The 22689-nt window shown below is 47.1% G+C and carries 8 protein-coding genes; 7 read left to right on the top strand and 1 reads right to left on the bottom strand.

Going from position 1 to position 22689, the window contains the following annotated elements; all coding sequences use genetic code 11:
- The first annotated feature begins 67 nt into the window (after positions 1 to 67).
- From AC1DSE_RS09070 to AC1DSE_RS09060, 3 genes are all read left to right on the top strand, one after another.
- A complete protein-coding gene (locus AC1DSE_RS09070) occupies positions 68 to 1078 on the top strand; it encodes a FecCD family ABC transporter permease (protein WP_477512747.1) in 1011 nt (336 codons plus the stop codon).
- Positions 1071 to 2069: a FecCD family ABC transporter permease gene (locus AC1DSE_RS09065; RefSeq protein ID WP_477527605.1), complete on the top strand. Its 999-nt coding sequence runs from the start codon at positions 1071 to 1073 to the stop codon at positions 2067 to 2069. Before AC1DSE_RS09070 ends, AC1DSE_RS09065 begins: the two co-directional genes overlap by 8 nt.
- A gap of 122 nt (positions 2070 to 2191) precedes the next feature.
- The gene (locus AC1DSE_RS09060; RefSeq protein ID WP_477512749.1) at positions 2192 to 2518 is read left to right on the top strand and encodes a pyrophosphohydrolase domain-containing protein; all 327 of its coding nucleotides are present in this window, start codon (positions 2192 to 2194) and stop codon (positions 2516 to 2518) included.
- Positions 2519 to 2596: 78 nt separating this feature from the next.
- On the opposite strand, the gene AC1DSE_RS09055 is transcribed toward AC1DSE_RS09060, so the two are convergent.
- The gene (locus AC1DSE_RS09055; RefSeq protein ID WP_477512750.1) at positions 2597 to 3433 is read right to left on the bottom strand and encodes an SHOCT domain-containing protein; all 837 of its coding nucleotides are present in this window, start codon (positions 3431 to 3433) and stop codon (positions 2597 to 2599) included.
- 186 nt (positions 3434 to 3619) lie between these two features.
- On the opposite strand from AC1DSE_RS09055, the gene AC1DSE_RS09050 reads away from it, so the two are divergent.
- The 4 genes from AC1DSE_RS09050 to AC1DSE_RS09035 all read left to right on the top strand — a co-directional run bounded on the left by AC1DSE_RS09050 (position 3620) and on the right by AC1DSE_RS09035 (position 22611).
- Positions 3620 to 5548, top strand: a complete 1929-nt coding sequence (locus AC1DSE_RS09050; RefSeq protein ID WP_477512751.1) for a 3'-5' exonuclease — start codon at positions 3620 to 3622, stop codon at positions 5546 to 5548.
- A gap of 159 nt (positions 5549 to 5707) precedes the next feature.
- A complete protein-coding gene (locus AC1DSE_RS09045; protein WP_477512752.1) occupies positions 5708 to 7537 on the top strand; it encodes a sensor histidine kinase in 1830 nt (609 codons plus the stop codon).
- Complete coding sequence (locus tag AC1DSE_RS09040; protein WP_477512753.1) at positions 7518 to 8669, top strand: response regulator; 1152 nt, start codon at positions 7518 to 7520, stop codon at positions 8667 to 8669. Before AC1DSE_RS09045 ends, AC1DSE_RS09040 begins: the two co-directional genes overlap by 20 nt.
- Positions 8670 to 8868: 199 nt before the next feature.
- The gene (locus AC1DSE_RS09035; RefSeq protein WP_477527604.1) at positions 8869 to 22611 is read left to right on the top strand and encodes an S-layer homology domain-containing protein; all 13743 of its coding nucleotides are present in this window, start codon (positions 8869 to 8871) and stop codon (positions 22609 to 22611) included.
- The last annotated feature ends 78 nt before the right edge of the window (positions 22612 to 22689 follow it).

Genomic DNA, 22689 nt, shown 5'->3' with positions numbered 1-22689 from the left:
TTAGTCAGCAAGCTGACGTCGTAACTATCAGACGTCAGCTTATTTTTGATGAAAGGGTGAAGTTAACATGGCATTAAGGCTCCATAGCCGCAAAAGAAAGCTAGTGAGCCTGGGGGCAGGCGCCGTGTTGCTGCTCATCGGTATGCTCGTTAGTATCCTATATGGCATCCATCTATTCGAATTAAAAGATTTATGGCGTGCCTATACGCAATTTGATGGTTCGGATGCACATTTAATTATTAGAAATACGCGAGTTCCTCGAGCATTAATTGCGGCAGCAGTAGGGGCGAGTCTTGCTATTGCGGGTGCAATCATGCAAGTGTTAACCAAAAATCCGTTAGCTTCTCCATCTATATTTGGCATCAATTCAGGCGCTGTTCTATTTATTGTTGTCAGCTTGGCTATGCTGGGCTCGTCACTAACCATGAATGGAATGGTTTGGATTGCTTTAGCAGGCGCAGCCACTACTTCTTTGCTTGTTTTTACACTGGGAATGCAGGGTAGAAGCGGATTTGAGCCAATTAAGCTTACGTTGGCCGGGGCTTCTGTAGCTGCATTTGCTTCCTCTCTATCCTCAGGCATTATGCTGATAAATAAAGAATCTCTTGATTCTGCATTGTTTTGGATGGTCGGTTCTGTATCTGGGAGACAATTATCTCATCTAACTATCGTATTTCCTTATATGCTTCTAGGATGGGTCTTAGCGCTGCTATTGGCAGGCTCTTTAAACGTCATGGCTTTGGGTGATGATAGTGCCAAAGGCCTTGGCCAGCGAATGATGCTTATACGGGTTGTATCTGTCCTTGCTGTTGTACTACTAGCAGGAAGCTCAGTTGCGATGGCGGGACCAATTGCGTTCATTGGATTAATTGTGCCTCATCTTTGCAGATATATATTTGGAAATGATTATCGCTGGCTATTGCCCTATTGTGGGCTGGTAGGAGCAATCCTCCTCGTATTCGCTGATATTGCTTCACGGTTTATCCTTATGCCCAAGGAGGTGCCTGTAGGTGTCGCTACTGCGCTTATTGGTGTTCCTTTCTTGATTTATGTGGCGAGAAGGAGTAAACATGCATAAAGGAATAGGGAAATCTATCTTAATACTCGCAATATTAAGCATCGTACTGATTGCTTTGTCTATTCTTTGTTTATCCATAGGCGGCGTAAGCATTCCTGTTAAGGAAATCATCCTTTCACTGCTGGGTAAAAATAAAGAGGGCAGCGACTTAATTATTATGCAGTTCCGTATGCCGCGAATTGTGGCAGCCGTTTTAGTCGGCGCTGCCTTAGCGGTTGCAGGTGCTGTGCTTCAAGGCGTGATACGGAATCCGCTTGCATCACCAGATTTGCTGGGTGTTACCGGAGGGGCGTCAGTTGCGGTTGTAGCTTTTATGACGCTATACACAGGATACAGTGTTCACTGGATTCCTTTCATAGCTGTCGCGGGGGCCTTCGTTATTGCTGCTCTAAACTATGCGCTAGCTTGGAAAAATGGGGTTTCACCGTTCAGGCTCGTACTTATTGGTATTGGCATATCGACTGCAATGGGGGCACTTACGATATTTCTGCTTATTAGCGGACCGGCCTATTTGGCTGCGCAAGTGCTAAACTGGATGACCGGAAGCATCTACGGGACGAGTTGGAAGTATATTGAGGTGTTGTGGCCTTGGGTCGCCATCTTCATTCCATTATCCATTCTCTATGCAAAAGAGCTGAACGTACAATCCTTAGGTGAAGCAACGGCCATCGGATTAGGCAGCCAACTTCAATTAAGCCGCATGATCCTGCTGTTCTATAGCGTAGCGCTTGCAGGGGCAGCGGTCGGAATTGCTGGAACTATTTCCTTTTTAGGATTATTGGCGCCACATATGGCTAGAAAGCTTATCGGCCATTCTTATAAGCTAGTAATTCCAGTATCCGCTATTCTGGGTGCGATGATATTGCTATTGGCTGATCTGGCGGGGCGAACGCTTTTCCAACCGCTTGATATACCAGCCGGCGTCTTTACCGCAGGTATAGGCGCTCCGTTCTTTATGTACCTTTTGTTTAAACGGAAAGCTTTTAAATGATGTTGTTCGCTCAAAAAGAAGAACGGCGACCGATTATGGTCGCCGTTTTTTCTTGTATAATTATTTTAGGAAGCTTTAGAGCCAAGCAGGCTAAGAAAGTCAATATGACAAGGAGGCAAGCTATGCCCATTTATAATAAATTAGTCCGCGATCGGATTCCAGAAATCATAAAGCAGCAAGGCAAAACGTTCACTACGAGAATACTTGAGAACGAAGAGTATCTGAAAGAGCTGCGTACGAAGCTGGTAGAAGAGACGAATGAATACCTTGAAGCAGATTCTAAAACGGAATCAATAGAGGAGCTAGCGGATATTATGGAGCTGCTTCATGCGCTTGCTGAATTCCACGACGTAACGATTGGGAAGCTGGAGCAAATTCGTGCGGAGAAAGCAGAAAAGCGCGGAAGCTTTAAGGAACGGATATATCTTATGGAGGTGGAGGAGAGCTAGCTAAAAAGAAAATCCCCCGTATTCTGAACAATTCAGGGGGATTTTCCGTGCTAATAGTAGCAACGATTAAACATGCTGCTATCCTAATAGCCTTATTTTCTGCTGCTTAAATTCATCTTCCGTTATAAGATTATCTCGCAACAAGGAGGAAAGTTTTAATAATTCATCTGCAACTGAAATTTGATTAGCGCTAGTCGGCTTTTCATTTTCATCCACTTGCTTAATTAAAAAACTTAACATAGTATGCCAATGCGTAATTTCATTATCAACGGATCTGAACATAATATTGTCTTTAGTAATGCCCTTTGGGAAATTCTCAAACGTAATGCGATGGAATGGTTTTGACATATTATTAACAACGATAAGAAGTTGAACTTTCTTGATTAGATCAAGAGTGGTTCTTGAAGCGCTTAGGCCACCAATAATAGCTCCAGTATCTCCAGCAATAGATCTGCCAAGCAAAGCTCTGCCAATGATGTCCGTTCGTGAGGAAGAGGTTACTGTAACACTGTCATGAAGAATGGTTGATTGTAAAATATCTTTATAGAGAAAAATCTCGCATTTGTAATTGTATTCATTCTTGCTTAATAAAGGCTCCGTATTAGTCTCCTGATTATAAATGATACATATTTTTTTATTTGTTTCATCTAATGCAATGTAGCTTTCTTTATCATCCGACATAAATTCTTGTGAAAGCTTAAAATCTTTTATGCCTGGCACCATATTTTTAATTTGTTTTTCAAGATTTATCGATAATTGATAATAATTTTTACTTTTCCGATTAGCGGCAGTAAGTGTGAATAATATAAAACCTGAAAATCCAATTAGCATGATGGTTTCATGACGCGCAAACAAACCAATAATACCGACAAGCAAAAACACTGCCAAAAAAAATACAGATGGATTTCTATACATCGTTTCTCCCCTATCAAAAACGAACGCAAATGGTTGGATTTGATCATTCGTTTACTTATTAGGAATATCGTACCATGAAAATCTTCCATTTGTCATAACAATCTTCTCCCCATTTTCTCCTGCCAAACGCTCAAAGATGGTTTATACTAAAAACAACAGAAAAAAACGAATTCGAGGTGAAAGAGAATGGCTTATATGGTCCCAGAGGTTATCCGGACGAGTGCGACTGCTGGGGAGCGGTTATTGTTTCGTACGCTGAAGGATTATCTGCCGAGCGATTATGCGGTTTATTTTGAACCGGAAATTGGGGGGAATCGCCCTGGCTTCGTAATCATAGGCCCAGATCTGGGATTGGTCGTTCTTGAAGTGAAGGACTATACGAGGTCTGCTCTATTCGAGGTTGATCGTGACGAGTGGCGTTTGCATGCATCTGGAGGACAGATCGAAGCTGTGATGAACCCTTATCAAGAAGCAAGGGAGAGCTTGCGGCATGTAGCGGGCGAGCTAAGAAATGATGACAACCTCATTGAACAGAAAGGCAAATTTCAAGGACAGCTCAAATTTCCGAACGGCTTCGGAACGGCTTTTACACGGCTGAAGCAGAAGGATTTTATAGAAAATGGTTTGTACGATGTCATTGCAGAGCAATTTGTGCTTTGCCGCGACGAGATCGACCCTGAGGATGCTGGATTTACAGCCGATTCCCTCATTGAGAAGATCCATGGCATGTTTGCGGCACGCAAGCGCAGCAGTTACATTTTATCGCAAGAGGAGATCAGGCAGATTCGTAATCACCTCATACCTGAGGCGCGGATCAGCGCGGAATTTCTCCAGCCTACAAATCAGAAGCAACAGGAGCAGTTCGTGCTGTCGCATCACAATATTAAGGGTATGGATCTGCATCAGGAAAATATGGCAGAGCAGCTTGGGGATCGCCATCGGCTTATCCGCGGCGTAGCGGGGAGCGGAAAGACGCTTGTCCTCGCAAGCCGAGCCAAACATTTGGCCAATCATCATCCAGACTGGAAGATTCTTGTCCTCTGCAGCAGTATCGCCTTGTCCCGAAGTCTTCGGCAAATGATTGACCGGAAGATGGAGGAGCCGGAGGATTTACTTGATTGGATTAGACTAGCGGAGCAAAAGGAAGGCAAGCCTCGCGACCAAAACGTCGAGGTCTATAATTTTCATGAGTGGCTGCGAGCAGTGCTGAACGTGAGAGATACGGATGTTGCTAAGCTTATTGGCAAGCTGGAGAAGAAGGAAGCTATTTTACCTACCTATGAAGCAATCCTTATTGATGAGGGTCAGGATTTTCAGCCAGAATGGCTTAAGCTTCTAAGTTATTTGCTTAATCCAGCGACACAAAATTTGCTGCTGGTCGAGGACCGGGCACAATCGTTCTTTAAACGGAAATCGAGCTTGCTGCAGGACACGGGGCTTGATTTTCGCGGACGTTCGCGCATTCTCTCCGTTAATTATCGCAACACGGCTCAAATCGCGCAGTTTGCTTGGGATTTCTATCAACGGCATTCTCTGTTTCAGAACAAGGTTCAGTACGGGGTGTCGAAAGGGGTAGAGATCATACCTCCTCAGAGTACACGGAGAAGCGGGCCTGAGCCAATATTGGAGCGTCGCGGGAGCTTTCAGGAAGAGATGAAGGCTGTCATTGAACAAATGCGATCCTTGCATGACCATCATAAGATTGCTTATTCAGAGATGGTCATCTTATACCGAGTAAAGGACAATTACTACTCCTCCTTCACGGATATGATCAAGAGGGCGCTTAAGGGGCAAGGCTTTCCCGTTTATTGGATCTCAGAAAATGCCGATTTGAACCAGGAATCAGACATAGTCGGCGATGCGATTAATGTATCGGACATTGACAGTGTGAAGGGGCTCGATTTCCGAGCGGTCTTCATCGTAAATGCCGAGAACATGCCTTTCTCATTGGAAGAAGTGGAGGAGCGGGAAGTATCGCTGTTTTATATTGCGATGACACGCGCATTGGATTGGCTGCACATCTCTTACAGCGGGGATTCCAAGTTTACGCTTTATTTGGACGAGGTGCAGCAGCAGCGGCTGAAGCAGGAGCATGCCATAAAGAAGATGGGATGAAACGAAAGGCTGATTCCAGTTGAAAAAAGGTTGTCCGAGAATGTATCGGGCAGCCTATTTTGCTGTCGTGAGCTTGAAGAGGGTTGGCTTTAGGCTTCACAAGGAATTTGAGGAAATTTGTCGAATGATAGACGAATCGAAAAAAAGGGAGGCATCGTCATGGACACAAGACAATGGATGTCAATATTGCTATGCTTTGCGACCGCTGTAATGCTGTTCGTGGCGTTCCTCTCCTACCGGAAACGTCATTTGCAGATGGCGAGGACCATGATTTACATGATGACAGCGGCGTCCTTTTACGCTTTAGGCTACACCTTTGAAATTTTTAGCGACAGCTTAAGCGGTGTGAAGTTTTCTCTTCAGGTCGAGTACATCGGCATCCCCTTTGTCTCTGCATTTTGGCTGCTGCTCGTTATCCAGTTTACAGGACTTGCGCCACGCTACCGGAAGCGGCTTGCGGTCTTGCTGTTTCTCGTCCCGACTGCGACTTTCCTCCTTCATCTCACTAACGATTGGCATCATCTTATTTACAAAGAATACGTCTTGAACACGATTAAGACGGTTCCCTTGTACAATACGGTGAAGGGCCCATGGTATTCCGTACACGCAATTTACAATTATACGATTCTGCTACTCGGCATTTTGTTGTTTATTCCCATGTATTTGCGGGCATTGCCTATTGTGCGGACACAGATTGTCGTCCTTATTTTGGGCGCGGCCGCTCCTATGCTGTTTAATATCGCCTACATGTTCAGCAAAGTCATCGATTTCACGCCGCTTGGTTTCGCTGTATCGGGCGTTGTTTATGCTTGGGGCATTTTCCGGTTTAGGCTGCTTCGTTTAACACCGCTTGCATATGCCAAAATGTTCGATACGATCCGCGACGGTGTTGTCCTGCTCGATTATGAGGATCAAATTGTGAACCACAATCGCGCAGCAGAAGAGGTATTTCCTGAGCTTGGCTCGGCAAAAAGTTTTCCTGCTTTCATCAAGGACTTGCTGCCAGACTGCCCTGAGCTGCTCGAGCGAATTGCCGCAACGGAATTCCGAGATGATCGGTTTTCGCTTCAGCGCTTGCAAGGCGATCGGCAAAGGTATTATATTTGCAGCTTGTCTTATATTTATGATACAGGTGTGACGCCTATCGGGAAAATGTTGATGCTCAGCGATATTACGGAGCTGAAGGAGAACGAGGAGAGACTGCGTGAGAAGTCTGAACGGCTGTCTCGGCTGAATGCCTTCAAGGACAAGCTGTTTACCGTAATGGCTCACGATATCCGTGATCCGATCGCGCTTCTTGTTAGCTTGACTGAGCTGCTGGGCGATGAGCCGAGCGACACCGACATCGCGAATGCTGAAGTATTTCAAGAGATTAGGAGGCAAGTTCGCGGTACCTATCATCTCGTCGATAATCTGCTCGATTGGTATCGCAGTCAAAATGGGGAAGTAGCGTTTCGTCCGCTCACGTGGAATTTGCAGCAGGTCGTTCGCCAAGCGATTTCACTAGCCGGCACAAGAGCCGGCATGAAGAGCATTAGTATCTCAGAGCATATCGACGAGAGGCTGACAGTGAAAGCGGATAAAGAAATGCTCGATCTCATTTTCCGAAATTTGCTTTCAAATGCGATTAAGTACACGGACATCGGCGGGAAAATTGAGATAAACGCATCTATCGAACGGGATCAGGTGACGGTGACTGTACGTGATAATGGGAGTGGGATTGACGAAGAGACAGCGCAGCTGCTGCATCATGATGAGCTGTTTTTCAAGGAGCCTGGATTTGCTAGTCGAGAAGATGGTGGAGAGATGAGGTTTGGTCTCGTATTAACCCGAGAATTTCTTCGCATGCATGGCGGCAGTCTTAGATTCGATAGCTTGCCTGGCGTAGGTACAACATTCTTTTTTACGTTGTCCGGCTCATCGAGTCGCGGCGGAACGATTGAAAGGGAAGGAACGGCGGTGATAGCTGATGAAAGTCATATTGATTGACGATGAGCCCGTCATGCATTTGATCATGCGGAAGATGCTCGTGAAATATGCTGAGCTTCAGGTGATGGGAACGTTTGTAAATACGGATGCTGCGGCTGCATTTCTGAGTGAAAATCCCGACGTCGAGCTGGCGTTTGTGGATATCTCCATGCCCGGTGATAGTGGACTTACATTCGCCGCAAGGCTGGACGAAGCAGGCTGTAAGACACAAATCGTGTTTGTCACCTCGCATAAGGATTATGCGCTAGAAGCTTTTGAGTTGTCCGTGCTTGATTATTTGGTGAAGCCGGTGACTCAGGAGCGGCTGGAGCGGACGATTAACCGGGCACTGGAGAGCAGAAAAATCGTTCAACCGCTTCAGCAAGCAGATACTGCGATTCGGGGTATGAGCCGTGTCAGCGTTGCCACGCTGGGCGACTTTTTTGTGCGTAATGAATCAGGACGCGTAAAGTGGATTTCCAGCAAGAGTGCTGAACTCTTCGCCTATTTACTGCTGAATCGGGGTAGACGAATTTCGCGCTCCCGCCTGGTTGCAGATATATTCGCGGGTATGGCGAGCGTGAATGCCGAAAAATATTTAAATACAACCGTGTACCAGCTGCGTAAATCATTGGAGCCAATAGGGCTCCGGGAAGCTATTCGTTCTGAGAATGACGGTTATGCGCTGGAACTGGACGATGCAGTTATTGACTACGTTGAATTTGAGCGTCAAACGGAAAATCTGGGAAGTATCGACGCGGGCAACGTGGAAGAAGCACTTATCGTTGAAAGGCTCTATACGGGTGATTTGTTCGGCAGCAAAGCTTACGTATGGGCAATTCATGAGACAGATCGGCTGTCAGAGCGGTATGCTTCTTTTGTCAAAAATGCAGCAGAGACGCTGCTCACCCTGTCGAACACGGCTGCGGCGTCGAAGCTTCTTCTGAAGCTGCATGGCCGTAATCCGCTTGAAGAATCGGTGGTCGAGCTGCTGATGAAGAAGCATGGACTGGACGGGGATAAGAAAGGGTTAACCGCACAATACACCGACTATGTGAGACTTCTAAAGCGGGAACTGGGCATTCGTCCATCCCAAGAGCTGCTTATGCTGTATGATTCTCTTGTCAGCGGACTTTCCGAAGTAGGAAAATAAATATTTTGAACAGGTTGCAAAAACCGCGAAGCCTTGATGCTGCGCGGTTTTTGTCGTTTTACGCGAAAATCTTTTATTATTCTTTCATCGCAGCCTATTAGACTTAAGCTTAAGTGCTGTTAACGTTGCCGAACTTGGGCTCTATCAAATACAGAGTAAGCTCTTAAGCCAATTGGCGAAGATGGAAGGGGAAATCATTGTGAGGAAACAAAAAGTTAGAATGTTAAGGAGCCTGCTGCTCAAGTGGATGATGATTACTAGCGTAGTTGTCGGTCTTGTAGCTCCCGGCATAGGCAATGCGAGCGGGCAAGCCTTCGCAGCATCTGCAATTCCGGCTAAAGTGCCCGCCGCATTCTCAGATTTAGCGGGCCACTGGGCGGAGAAGACCGTCAGGGAGTGGGCAGGCCAAGGTTTAATTGAGGGTTTTCAGGACGGAACCTTCAGGCCAAATCAAGCTCTAAGCCGGATTGAATACGTAACGCTGGTCAACCGGCTATTCGCGTTCAAAGGAGCGGGGACTAAGCAGTTCACGGACGTCGCTCCGACCGCTTGGTATGCATTGCAAGTGCAAGCAGCCGCGGAAGCAGGGTATATAGAAGGTTATGGCAATGGAACATTTCGGCCAGAGCAGAAGCTAAGCCGGGTAGAAGCAGCTGTTGTGCTTTCGCGCCTTGTGCCGGTAATAGGAAAAGTCGGGGCTAGCCTGCTCAGCGAGTTTAAGGATGAGGCTAGCATTCCGAGATACGGACGCGATGCATTGGAAGCCATTGTTGAAGCGGGCTACATAAGCGGGCTTGCGGACGGCACGCTTCGGCCGGTTCAGCCGATGACACGGGCGGAAGCCGTCATGATGCTCGATAGAGTGCTGAAGCAATCAACTAGATCAGCAGATGGAATAACCGTTAACGCAAAGGTTCTTGAAACAGGCGGCACATGGGGCAAGGCGCAAGGGAACTTTGAAGTCGCTGGCGACTTAACCATTGAGGCTCCAGGCACAACTCTTCGCAATGTGACGATTAAGGGAAATCTCACTATTGGGAAAGAAGTCGGCGAAGGAGATGTGTTTCTTAAAGGTGTGAAAGTGCTTGGCAGCACGTTTGTAAACGGCGGCGGACAGCACAGCGTACATATTGATGATTCAGAGCTAGCAGCTGTCGTCGTCGACAAAGCAGATGGAAGAGTTAGGGTTGTCATCGGTGGAACAACGATTATAAGACAGCTGGATGTGCAATCGGAGGCGAATATTGAATCTCCGATATCTGAAGGCAGCGGGATAGAGGGAATTACGATCTCCTCTTCCGGCGAAGTTATTTTGTCCGGCAAGTTTAAACAAGTCGAGGTTAAGAGCGATGTGCAGTTAACCATTGCTTCGGGATCTGTAGAAAAATTAACCGTTAGTGAGCAGGTTAAGACAGCAACCATTTCACTTGCGGAAGGCGCCAGCGTTAGCAGCATGGAACTGCATGGACCAGCGAATGTGAAAGGCAAAGGAACGATTGAGAAAGCAATTGTCGATGCTCTGGGAGTTGTTTTTGAGAAGGAGCCTGCTCAAAAAGAAGTAACCGAGAAAGGTGGTTTAATTGGAGGTGGAGCATCCGGGGGAACTGGTTCGCCGGGCGGGCCAACGGGTCCAACTAATACACCTAAACCAACCGATACACCCAAACCAACAGAAACGCCAAGACCAACGGATCCGGTTGATGTAACAGTAACCGCGACTGCGGGTCAAGCAGGAGTGACGGGATTCAGACTCGCGTTCAGCTCGCCAGTACCGGGGCTCGCCGCAACACATCTGACACTGAAAAACGCTGCGAACGGAAACATTACCATTGCATCAGTGGCTACGCTTAACGGAGGCAGCTCTTACTTTATTACAGCCGCTCTCACGGAGGGCGAGTCTTATAAGCTGACGATAGCTAAGGCTGGGTTTCAGTTTGGATCTGAGATTTTATTTCAAGTTCCGAAAACTGATCAGCCTGCCATTTCGGTTGCAGCGTCCGTATATGGAATCAGCAAAGCGGGATTCTCATTGCTGCTGAGTCCGTCGGTTGTTGGATTGACGCAAGCTGAGTTTATACTCAAACACGGCAGCGAAAGCATCGCAGTAGGTTCCGTAACGGAGGGTATGGGCGGCAGCGCTTATGATTTATCAGCGTCACTTGCCGAGGGTGAAACGTATTCGCTTACGGTTGCCAAGGAAGGGTACCATTTCGGCAGCGCGGTATCGATATTCGTGCCGATTACTGATCCAGAGGTTGTATCAGTGGTCGCTTCAATATCCGACGTAAGTACAGCTGGCTTTACAATGAAGCTGGATACTCCTGTCGCGGGGCTGACAGAGGATCATTTGTCATTAGCCTTAAATGATCTAGGCACTGAGATTGGAGTGTCGGAGGTTACTACTGATGATGACGGTAGAACTTATGCTGTCAAAGCGGAAATGGCCGAAGGCGAGACATACTCACTAATGATTAAGAAAGCTGGATACAGCTTTGGCGCGGCGCTTATCGTTGCGGTTACCCCGCCCAGCAGTATTTCTGTCCATGCGGCCGTTAGCCACATCTCGACATCCGGCTTCATGCTGGAGCTCGATCGTACYGTCCCAGCTATCGATGCTCTAAGCTTTATTTTAAAGAATGCTGCTGGAGCGGACATAGGCATTAATATGCTAAGCGCGGTATCTATCGGCAAAGAGTATGAAGTGTATTCCTCCCTAACGAAAGGCGAGACGTATACCTTATTGCTAAATAAAGAAGGTTATGCTTTTGGCAGCGAAATTGTCTTAAAGGTAGAACCTTCCCCAATTCTATCAAGTGTAGAGTGGGTCAATCGTCAAGGCTTTCAGTTGAAATTCCCAAACGACACGGTCGATTTGGCTAATGCCTTGATCACAATAGAGGATGGAAATGGGAAATCGCTTGCTGTCTCTTCTGTCCAAACGAACGCGGATGGGCATTCGGCTATCCTATCGACCGATTTAATGGCTGCTGGGAGCTATCGGTATAGAATTGATGTGGATGATGACCGCTATACGGTCGGTACGCTTATCGTTCCAGAGAAGATAGCCGTATCGAAACAAACGGCGTTTGATCCGTCCAATGCAGGGATTATCGTTCACTTCAGCATACCAGTCCCAGGGTTAACAGCAGCTGCGTTTTCCCTAGCGAATACAAACGGTGATCAAATTGCAATAGACAGTATATCCACCCTAAATAATGGTAGCAGTTATTTCGTTAATTCGGTGACCATGCAGTATCAACCCTTAACACTAAAAATAAGCAGTGAGGGTTATGACTTCGGGAATAGTGTAAACGTTGTTCGGACAACCATCAACCCTTGGTATATAGGCGCTGGTCCAAATAATGTCATGGTTGGGCTTAACCCGAATATAGCGGGTTTGACCGCCAATGATTTCAAGGTCATGGATGCGCTGGGGAATGCGGTAGCCATAACGAATGTCGTGTGGGACCCTCAGCAAAGATTTTATGTTGTCTCTTATAACGGTTTGAGAGGAAAACCATATTTTATTAGCGTTGTACGTGAGGGCTTCGACTTTGGTTTACCGAAATCGGTTACGCTCGCGGAGAAGAACACAATAACTGACATTTCCTATACTGGATTCACCTTTGTTCTTAATCCTCCTGCTTCTATTGATACGGTCAACGGCTTTGTTCTCAGGCGGGCCGACGGAAGCAGCATAAAACTCCGCTCTGCAGTGACAAGCGACGGCGGTTGGAGTTATCGGATTGCTGCTGATCTGACTCCTGGTGATTACGTACTGAAGGTCAGTGCGACAATGGATCAGACGATTTATAACATTCATGTTCCGGTCGTTACTACCATTTCGGCGGATCAGATTGTCGATTCGGGACTTCGGGTTAAGCTTAGCTATGCCTTTGCGGGGTTATTGCCCGGTCAGTTTCTTCTGACTCGCAAGAGTACAGGAGAGCGGGTAACGGTACAAGACGCTGTGACAATGGATGGCGGTCTTACCTACAGGTTGAAGGCTGACTTGCTTGGCGGCAGCTATAACCTGAGTCTTCCTGGTCATCTTCCATCGCAGGGGATCGACTTTGAAGCCGGAGAAACAATCAACGCGGGGAAAGCGACCATTAGCAAAATAGCCATGAATGGCTTTGATCTGACATTTGAACAAGCAGTTCCTGGATTATTGCCGGCTCATATTCAATTAATAGATAATCAGGGCCATGGGGTTAGTGGACTGGCGTTGACCACCACCAACGGAGGATTATCCTATCGTGTCAGTGCAAATTTGATCAGTGGTCGTGACTATACGATCGCCTTCCGCAAGGATTACGTGAAGTTTGACGGGCCGGCGACGTTTTACGTCAATCAATTGGTCACCGGGGTTATTACTGACGTCTCCAAAGACGGGGCAGTAGCGGTTACTTTCTCTACTCCTCTAAGGCAAATAGAGTACGGACAGGGTCTTGCGGTAAAAGATGAACAGGGCAAACGCTATCACCCAAAAACGCTAGTCATGTCTGCCGATGGAATGAACTTTGAGATGTCTTTTGGCGGTACGTTTGCTTTGACACGCGGACAAACATACGCCTTTGATATTGAGGTGGATGGTTATTCGTTCAGCCACCTAACCTTTACCTTGCCTTCCGAAGCAACCGTTGCCGGATTTTCTGCTTCGGGTGTTACCGTACATTTTGACATTCCAGTTATCGGACTTGGGAAGAAAAATTTCGTCATTCGGGGAGCTCAAGGGGAAACGATAAACATAGCTTCGGCGAACACAATGGATTTCGGAAGCAGCTATGTATTGGAAGCAGCGCTGATTCCTAGTAAATCGTATACCGTTCTGGTAAAGCCGGATTTGACTTATCAACGTTACGAGCCAGTATCCTTTGTGTTTACCAAGCTCATTACCGCTTCTGTATCCGAGATGAAGAAGGATAGCTTCAAACTAAGCTTTAGCGAAAAAGTTGCTGATTTGAAGCCAGCCGACATTATTTTGCGAAAACCAGACTGTCAGCAAATTCCGTACACGGAATACTCTTTATCAACAAAAGATCAGGGTTTAACTTATCTGGTGGCGATCAGAGCTGCGACTGGTGCAAAATATTCACTTGAGCTGAACCGAAGTGAATTTACGCTAGCGTCGCCGATCACGGTGGATATTCCCGTAATAGGCTCACTTCAATTGAGAGGTACGACGGCAACGAAGATTTATGTTGATGTCTACCCGCTTATTTCAGATTTGACTGGGGACAACTTTAAGCTGACAGACAGCAAAGGCCGGCCAATCGGATTTACGCTTCATTACGAAGGAGACGCATCCTATTCTCTCATTGGCGATTTTAATGTATCCGAGACATATAGCTTGGTCATCACTTATCCGGGATATGACTTTGGAAATCCGCTGACCGTTGGKCTGAAGGTTCGTGCCGATGCGATACTGTTACGCCAGTCGCAGCAGGGATTCACCATCTATTTCTTCCCGTCGATTCCGAATCTTCAAGCCGCAGACGTGAAGGTTAAAGACAATAACGGAAATACAGTAGCTATTGAATCCATCCAGACGAGTGRTGACGGAGCCAGCTATACGGTTACGGTTCCTTTAAAAGGAGGAATCACATATACCGCTACTGTAGAAAAAGAGGGCTACATGTTCTCTACGCTCGACAAGATTACACTAAACTCAAGATCCATTTCGGCCGTGCAAGCAACGGCTTCGAGAGTCACATTGCATTTTAAGGAACAAACGATGTTAAATACTTCGGATATTCATATAGTGGATGAGAACGGGGTAAACGTTTCGATTCGCACGAACGTGTCAAACGACGGAGGTTATTCGTATGAGCTAGGCGTCGCAATCGTTCCTGATAAGGTCTATTCGGTGTTCATCTCAAAAATGGGCTACGACTATGGTGATCCGCTAGCTTTCTCCATTCTCTCTGTAGGCGTTCGTTTTGGCGGGATGATTAGCGGGAACAATCAAGCTTTTATATTGCATTTAGATCAGCCAGTTCCTCATTTACGAATAAGTGACTTCCAGCTTAAACGTGTGGAGGGCGGTACAAAGGCAATTACCTCCGCAACCACGAGTGATGGGGGTAATAGCTACCTAATTGAAGCTGAGTTTTGGGGAGCGGAGCAGTACACAATCACCGCTGCCAAAGCTGGGTATGATTTCGGAAGCGGAGTTGTGGTTGACGTTCCAATCATCGCAAATGCTGCAGTGCTAAGTTCAGGCGCTTCGGAAATTGTCATTGGACTTAGCCCAGCTGTACCGGATTTGGATGTAAGCCATGTGGCTATCACGGACGAGGAGGGCAACCGGCTTACTGCAGCTTCGGTCATTACGGAGGATGGCGGACTAACTTATCGGATTAAAGCCTCTTATAAAGGAGGCAAAACTTACTCTTTTGCGCTAAGCAAGAGCGGGTATGATTTTGGACAAGCGTTGTCGGCTTTGCTTCCAAGCGCGATTTCGGTGACGGTGGAAGGCGCTGCCGAGTCGGGACTTGTCGTCTCTGTTGCACCGGGACTAAGCGGACTGTCTGCGAGCAGCTTCGCACTTAAGGATGCCGAGGGCAAATCGGTAATTATAAAAGCAGTAACAACAAATAACGGTGGAAGAACGTACACATTATCCGCAGCGCTTGAAGGCGGGAAAACGTACAAACTGATTATAACAGCAGCAGGATATGATTTTGGAGCGGTACTGAACGCTTTTGTGCCGGTACCAGTAAATCCAACTCTATCAAGTGTCAGTAAAGATGGGTTTAACGTGCTGCTTGATTCGGCTGTTCCGGGCTTGCGTGCAAGTGACTTTAGCTTGCGTAATAGTCAAGGTGTTGCGATTGCCATCGCCTCTATTACAGCCGAGAATGCTGGTATCGAATATGCGGTACATGCCTCACTCGAAGAGGGAGCGGCTTACAGTCTGACTTTAACGAAGAGCGGCTACGCATTCAGCAGCGGACTTCCGGTTCTTGTTCCAGCTGCGCCTATACCGGAAGCGCAGGTGCCGATCCGTATGACAGCAAGCCATATTACAACTAACGGTTTCACATTGGAATTAAGCAAAGCAGTCCGTAATATGGATCGCACATGGCTTACACTGCTTGATGAACAGGGTCGAGGAATTGGATTCCAGCTTGTAAATCCGAACGGGAACAACCCAGATGCGCCAGATGCAGGACGAATCTACAACATCATTACTCCGCTGTCAGCAGGTGTGAATTATAAGCTGATTGCTCAAATACCGGATCGTGTGGTGGAAGGACCGCTGGATGTTTATGTTCCGATGACGGAATATCCGAAAAGTTTAGCTGCTGCTAGAAACGGCTTGACGGTCACTTTCGTTGGAGCGGGTCCAAAAGATCTGCAGCCGGAAGATGTGAAGCTCTTGTCTAAAGATGGGACAGAGGTCACAGTCACTGGAGTGACAGCGGGTGCAGAGACAGGGTCGTTTTTAATTAAAGCGAATGTGGTTGAAGGGCAAACGTACACCGTAGCTTTTAGCAAGCAAGGCTATATCTTTGCTGGGCAGGAAAAATTAAATGCCGCTTATGTGCCGATTGTTATCTCTGCAACGTTTGTTCGAGTGAATGAAAATGGATTTAATCTGCTCCTTAGTGCTCCGATAGAAAATTTGAATATCGAAATGCACAATGGCAGCGCAGTCTGGTATCGCCCAACCTCTGTTTCAACGCCGGACTTTGGGCAAACCTACTTTATTAATGAATATATCGGATATAACAAGGAGTTTAAGCTTCGTCTGAGCAAGGACGGGCATGACTTTGGAGGGGATATGATCATCAGCAACGTGAGTACACCTCCCGAGCTGATCGATGCAGTGTCGAGTGAAAACGGAAAAGCCATTACCCTGACCTTTGATAAGCCGCTGGCTGTTGTTAATTCGGGGTCAACGTTTTCTGTGAAAATTAACAACCAATGGCAAAGCGGGGTTATGACAAGACTGACCTCCGATGCTACGAAAATCGAGTTGACTTGGAGCAGCAGCGGGGCGGTTATCAGTTCGACATCGACGATAGCCGTCGCTTATAGCGGAATCAACCGGGTCAAGGCAGTCAATCAGACGTATTTGGCCACTTTTGGAGAATTCCAGGTAGCTAATGTCGCTACCCTGGATGGTTTCCTGCAAAGCCATTCCACCCAGTACGATGCCGTTTACCCTGTGCATGTACTGCGGGTTGATTATGGCAAGACTGCGTTAGAATCATTAAGACTACTACGGCAAGCTGGATTTACCCCAGCGAACTACGCAAAAGCGGTCAAGAAAGAATATGGTTTGGATTGGAGTGCATTCATCCGCCTATTATACGAAATAGATACAGATGCGCCTACGTTGTTTCAGGCTTTAAGCGCGTCGGGTTATATTTCCAACTATGTAAATCTGATACCGGATTTTGTCACAGCTGGCTATGAAGCTGAAGACATTGCACTGCCGCTTCGTAATCTTGGCTATCAGCCTCGAGATATAATGGCGTCGTTTAAGCTAGCCGGAGTAACAACCGCTTCATCCGCCTATGTTCTGCGTTATACCTATGCGGAAACTGGCGGAAACGCCGCTGTGGCATTGAAGCTAGGCAAGTACAGTATTAGCGAGATTAGGGATGCTGTTCAATCCGTTTACGGCTTAACGAACGAGAGCACCATCGAAGCTTTGGCTGCCGCGAAATTCACGGCAGCAGAATCCGCAGTTGTCATTAAAGAGGCTTATGCCGCATCTAGCGTAGATAATGCGAAACTGCTTGGCAGTGCTGGTTATCCTGCTAACAATATAGGAATTGCGCTGCGAGACCTGTATTCATTCAGCGACGTCAACGAGGCTGTTCTGACTTACTTGGGAGCAGGCATTGAGATAGGACAAGCTTATGTCATCTTAAAAAGCACCTTCGATAAGCAACAAACAGCTTCAGCTATGCTGGCGGCAGGTATTGCTGCTGCCCAGGTCGCCAAAGGTATTCAAGCCTCCGGCGATGGTGCAACCGTTATTGTTGGCGCTATGAAAAGCGGATCATACGGGATCGGTGAAATTGCTAGCGCCGTACTCGGCGCATGGGGTTCCGAAGCGGCTGGACTAAGTGAGGCTATGAGAGGGTTTACGGATCATGGTTATGACATGGAAAGCAAGGCGGGATTGCTTCGAGAAAGCTTCGGGGCTGATATCGCTACGACCATCAGCGTACTGTATCCGGGGGTGAAGGGCGACCAAAGAAAGACGATGCTGTTGTCATTAATTCGCGCTGGTTATGAACCTGCGGAACTTACGGCTTATATTCTGAATAATCGAATGGCCAGCAGCCGTTCGGAAGCTCTGACGCTGCTGAGGCAGTCGGGTATGTCTACCGCGCGAGGATTAAGCACAATTCGAAATGCCGTCATTCGCGGAGGCTCGTCCTTCACAATGGAGGATGCGGTGGAAGTTATCTTCCGCAGCTATGACCGCTTCGAGGCTGGAGATGTATTACATGCGCTTCGAACGACTTTTGCAAATGATGAAACGGTAAGCATGGATGCCACTACTTTGGCCCGTTCGCTCACAAGCATCAAAAGCTGGGAGAAGCTAGCCATAGGTCAAGCTCTAAAAGCTCAGTTAGGCTTGACGCTGCAGCAATGGGTAGAGCTTGAAAGGACTACTGCATTTGATTATTTTAAATGTCCTTGCAGTGTATCAACGGTTGTAAAGGACTCGCAATATTTGTTCCCGGGAACGTCAATACAGGAAGCGACAGTGGCGATGAGCCTCTCTAGCTTCTATACGCTGGATGACATTATTGAAGGAACAATTAATCTTTACCCTACTGGCGGAGTACGTGCGAAAGGATTGCCGTATTTGACCGCAGCGCTAAAAGACTCGGGGTATAAATTTACGGAAATTGCACAGGCATTTGAAGCGCGGGGCTGGACGGAATGGATTGGGGCTTTCAGCAAACAAGGCATAGCCGCTAGTGAGGTTGCTGCCTATCTGAACCAACGGACCGAACCGCTAACGATAGGGCAAGTCATCACACGCCTTGCTCCATATTCGGTAAGGGATATTGCATTAGTGCTTAGAACGGAATACGGCTTGCCATTCTCAGAGGCGTCTGCGCTTCTGCTTGTCAGCTATTCGTCAGAAGAAGTAGGTACTGCCATCGCTTCTGCTTATGGCGGAGACCCTCTGACGATTTGGATCAAAGTGCTGAAGGAGCAAGGCGCAACGGCCATTTCTGTCATCAATACGCTGGGTGCGCTGTATCCGTCTTATTTTGACTCAGGCAAGGTTGGGCCGGCACTGATTAAGGGTGGATATTCGAAAGAAGAAGTAATGGAAGGACTTCTCATCCACACTCGAAGAATGGGTAATATGAAATCCACCATAGCGATTCTGCAGTCTTTGTACGGACAAGAGCAAGTGACGATTGCTGGTCTGCTTGACGCTTCGTCCAGCAAAGAGCCTAAGGACGGTATTGCATTTCTTAGAATGAGCGGTTATTCCTTATCCGTTGTTGCTCGCAGCCTGAAAGATTATTATCAGCTTACCTCCAGCGAAGCTTCATTCTTGCTTGCAAAAGAATATCCTAACGACATCGACGATATTCTGCTTGGCCTCGCTTCCTTATACGGTCAAGGACTTGATGAAACAGTTGCAGGCGCGTTGGAGCAGCAAGGAATCACGACCTTTGGTGAAGCGGTTAATTACCTGTACGTCACGGGCTTCCCGATGAAAGATATCGTGAGCGTTGGAAAAAACCATTTTGGCCAATCGGCTGGGGTGATCGCGCTTCGCTTGTCAACGGTATACTTGTCGTCAAGCAATGTGCTCATCCAGGCAGTAGCTTCGGTTTTTGATCAATCCGTTGAGTTAACGATGTATCAGCGGCAGGCAGCAGAAGGATCAGAATCCTTTACCAGTGGAATTGAACTTGCTTATAAGGCGCAATTCAGCTTAGTTTCGATCGTGAAGATGGCGAAGGACGGTTATGGTATTTCATCGGGTGCAGCTCTTCAAGCACTGCTGGATACTGGCCGGTATCGCCAGAGTGTCGTGCTTTCTGCTATATCGAATGTTTACGGCAGCTCACAAAACGCAAGCATTGTTGATTCTTTAGAGGCTCAGCACCTGGTGACATTAAAGGATGCAATACCTTATCTGACAAAGATGAGATTCAGCCTCCGGGATATGATTCAGGTAGGAAAAGATTATTACCAGCTCGATTCCTCTAAAGTGGTACAAGCCTTAATGGATGGTGCAGTCGATGAGGAGAGTCGGATTTTGGCGGAAGTTTCTGCTGTTTACGGTTTAGCGTTAGAGCAGGTTACGATTCAGGCCATGATCGATCTGGGCATCGGAAAGTTGGCGGATGCGATTCCACAGCTTAAGCTCAGCTACAGCTTGCGGGATATTATCCGAATTGCCAAGGATTATTACCATATGACAGCAGGTGAGACACTAGCCATTCTCTCCGAAACAAATGGATATTCATTTAATGAGCTAGTAGCAACTGTATTTGAAGTTTACGGAAAACCGATCGAGGAAAGCTTATCCAGCCTGCTTAAGAAGAGCAGAATCTATACGCTGGAAGAGGCTGTTCCGCTCCTGAGAGGCATGGGCTATACGCTCCATGATATTGTGGGCGCAGCTAAGGATTATTTTGGATTTGCAGCAGACAAAACGTTAACGGTTCTAACCGCTCTCCAAGTGGACAACGAAAAGGTTATTGAAGTAACGGTAGCTGCCGTTTATGGGCAGTCATCAGAGTCTACGGCGCTGCAGTATCTAGAAGAAGGGGGAATCACGGACGCAGCAGCGGCCATTTCTTACTTGTGGAATTCAGGCGTTCCGATGATAGATATCGTACGCGTGGTTAAAGGCTTTTACGGCAAGACAGCCGGCGAAACCGCAGCATTGCTAATTGGCAGTGAGCTGTTCGAGCTGAACGTCATTCTGAGCAGCGTAAATGCAGTGTACGGACAAGCGGTGAACGGCGCTTTAATCGAAGTAATCAAAGCAGGTGGAGCAACATCAGCTGAAGCTATGGCGGATCAGCTCTTGCATGCAGGCTACCGCATGGAGGACATCGTTAAGGCGAGTAAGGAGCAATATGGCAAGACGAGAGAAGAGGCGCTTGTGATTCTTCAGGGACTTGCCGTTTATCAAGAAGCAGCCATTCAATCAACGCTTAATAAAGTGTACGGAGAGGCTTTTGCTCCGGTGAGCATTATCAAGGATGTCCTTAAGCTGAAAGGTGTTGCGACGCCACAAGGAGCGGTTGTGTTCTTGCGGGATGCCGGCTATGAGATTAAGGAAATTGTCCAATATCTTAGGTTTGACTATAAACTCGACTCAGGAGCAGTTACTGAATTGCTTTCTCCCTATTATCCGGCGGAAGTGATTGGACTTGCTATAGTGGGAGTTTATTATACCAACACAAACCTAAGGGTATTGGAAGATATTTTCCCGGCAACCACCGCATTTGTGCCACTCAATGTTGTGCGGTTTATGAAAGCCAAATTCACTGTCGCGGATATCGTACTCGCTATGAAGCTGTTATTTCAAATGGATGCAGCAACGATAATGGAAACTATTCCGGAAACCTTAATTCCGCAGGATCAGGTACGGATGGCCGCAGGTGAAGTATTCGGCGGCAATCCGCTAATTGCTTACCTCGCCCGTATGAAGTCGAAAGGAACGGACGCCGCCGGGATTGCTACCGAGCTTGAACGGCAAAACCTGCTTGGTCCTGATCGTTCCGGATATTTGATCGACACGTTATTGACGCTTGGTTTTGATCGAGCCAGCATTATCCGTGCTTTCTATATGTTCTTCACGGCCGGCAGAGGGACGGCAACAACAATCGAGGAGCAATCGGCGCTGTTCGTCAAGCTGGGGTATTCAAAAGCGGGAGACATCATTGACGTTCTGAGGCAGAATGGGTACGTAAACAGTACCAGCTATGCATATCGCGTATTCACAACCGTCAAGATGACTTTATCGAGCGTTTCTATGGTCGATATTGCGAAGGAAATGAAAAATCGCGGTTATGACGGTAGAGAAATTTTGAACACGCTGAATCGGTACGATGCGCGAGAAGATTCGATCTTTACACTTCTGAAGGAGTATGGTTATAACGCAGAAGAGGCGCTTCGGTACATGAAAGAGCGGACGCTCGAAAATAAACTATATTGGCTGCATAAAAACGGATACGCTGTCGGTGAATACTTAAAATACACCTTCAATTGGGATAACGACACGATTTCTATTTTGAGGCAGTTGGACATACCTTCCACCGACCTCTCGAAGGCTTTGCACAGCAGTGGCTACAGTCTTTATTATATTTCCAAGTTCTTGTACGACGGAGGATTCAAGGAAATTGCTGAGCTTACTAGAGCGTTGCTGGCGGTAAACGCCCACGTACAATGGGTTCCTTACAATTTGCTTGAGCTGGGTCACTGGTCGCTTAAGGAGATAGCCAAGGGGATGCTTGATTCTGGGCTGATCACTCTCGTAGAGCTTAGCGATGCCATACGGATGGCTAACAACAACAACTTGGATGAAACGTATCTGATTATTAAGGAAATATCGACACGTGAGCAGCAAGCTTTTTACGATGATCTGTCCAGTGCGGAACGCATGCTGCTCAGCAATAATGAAATTGCCATTATCGTTACATTGACGACTCTTCGGGGCGATAGAGTAAGGATAGGTGAGGCGACTAAGCTAATGCGAAACACAGAGAGAGTGGACTATAAGGACTCCGTCATTATGACAGCTCTTTCTGGATATAACGTCCTCGATGCTCTTGATGCGGTATGGGATGTTTATCGCTTTGAAATTGGTGTCGCTATTCTTAAGACGATGATCGGTCAGACTTGTACGAAGGTACTTACGGAATTCAAGGATTACTACAGGCTGGGAAATCTGGTTTACAAGATCGTATCAAGAGTGATGAAATAATTTATTCAACCCATGATGTAGAATATCGCAATTACTAGAAAGCACCCTTTCAAAGCCATTTATCATGTATGGCTAGAT

The sequence above is a fragment of the Paenibacillus sp. 01L418 genome (assembly GCF_056400045.1).
This window is presented reverse-complemented; position numbering and strand designations above follow the sequence as displayed.

Bases quoted from the DNA above. Each gene is read 5' to 3' on its own strand.
- AC1DSE_RS09065 (WP_477527605.1), top strand. From the start codon at position 1,071: ATGCATAAAGGAATAGGGAAATCTATCTTAATACTCGCAATATTAAGC.
- AC1DSE_RS09040 (WP_477512753.1), top strand. From the start codon at position 7,518: ATGAAAGTCATATTGATTGACGATGAGCCCGTCATGCATTTGATCATG.
- AC1DSE_RS09060 (WP_477512749.1), top strand. From the start codon at position 2,192: ATGCCCATTTATAATAAATTAGTCCGCGATCGGATTCCAGAAATCATA.
- AC1DSE_RS09070 (WP_477512747.1), top strand. From the start codon at position 68: ATGGCATTAAGGCTCCATAGCCGCAAAAGAAAGCTAGTGAGCCTGGGG.
- AC1DSE_RS09055 (WP_477512750.1), bottom strand. From the start codon at position 3,433: ATGTATAGAAATCCATCTGTATTTTTTTTGGCAGTGTTTTTGCTTGTC.
- AC1DSE_RS09050 (WP_477512751.1), top strand. From the start codon at position 3,620: ATGGCTTATATGGTCCCAGAGGTTATCCGGACGAGTGCGACTGCTGGG.
- AC1DSE_RS09045 (WP_477512752.1), top strand. From the start codon at position 5,708: ATGGACACAAGACAATGGATGTCAATATTGCTATGCTTTGCGACCGCT.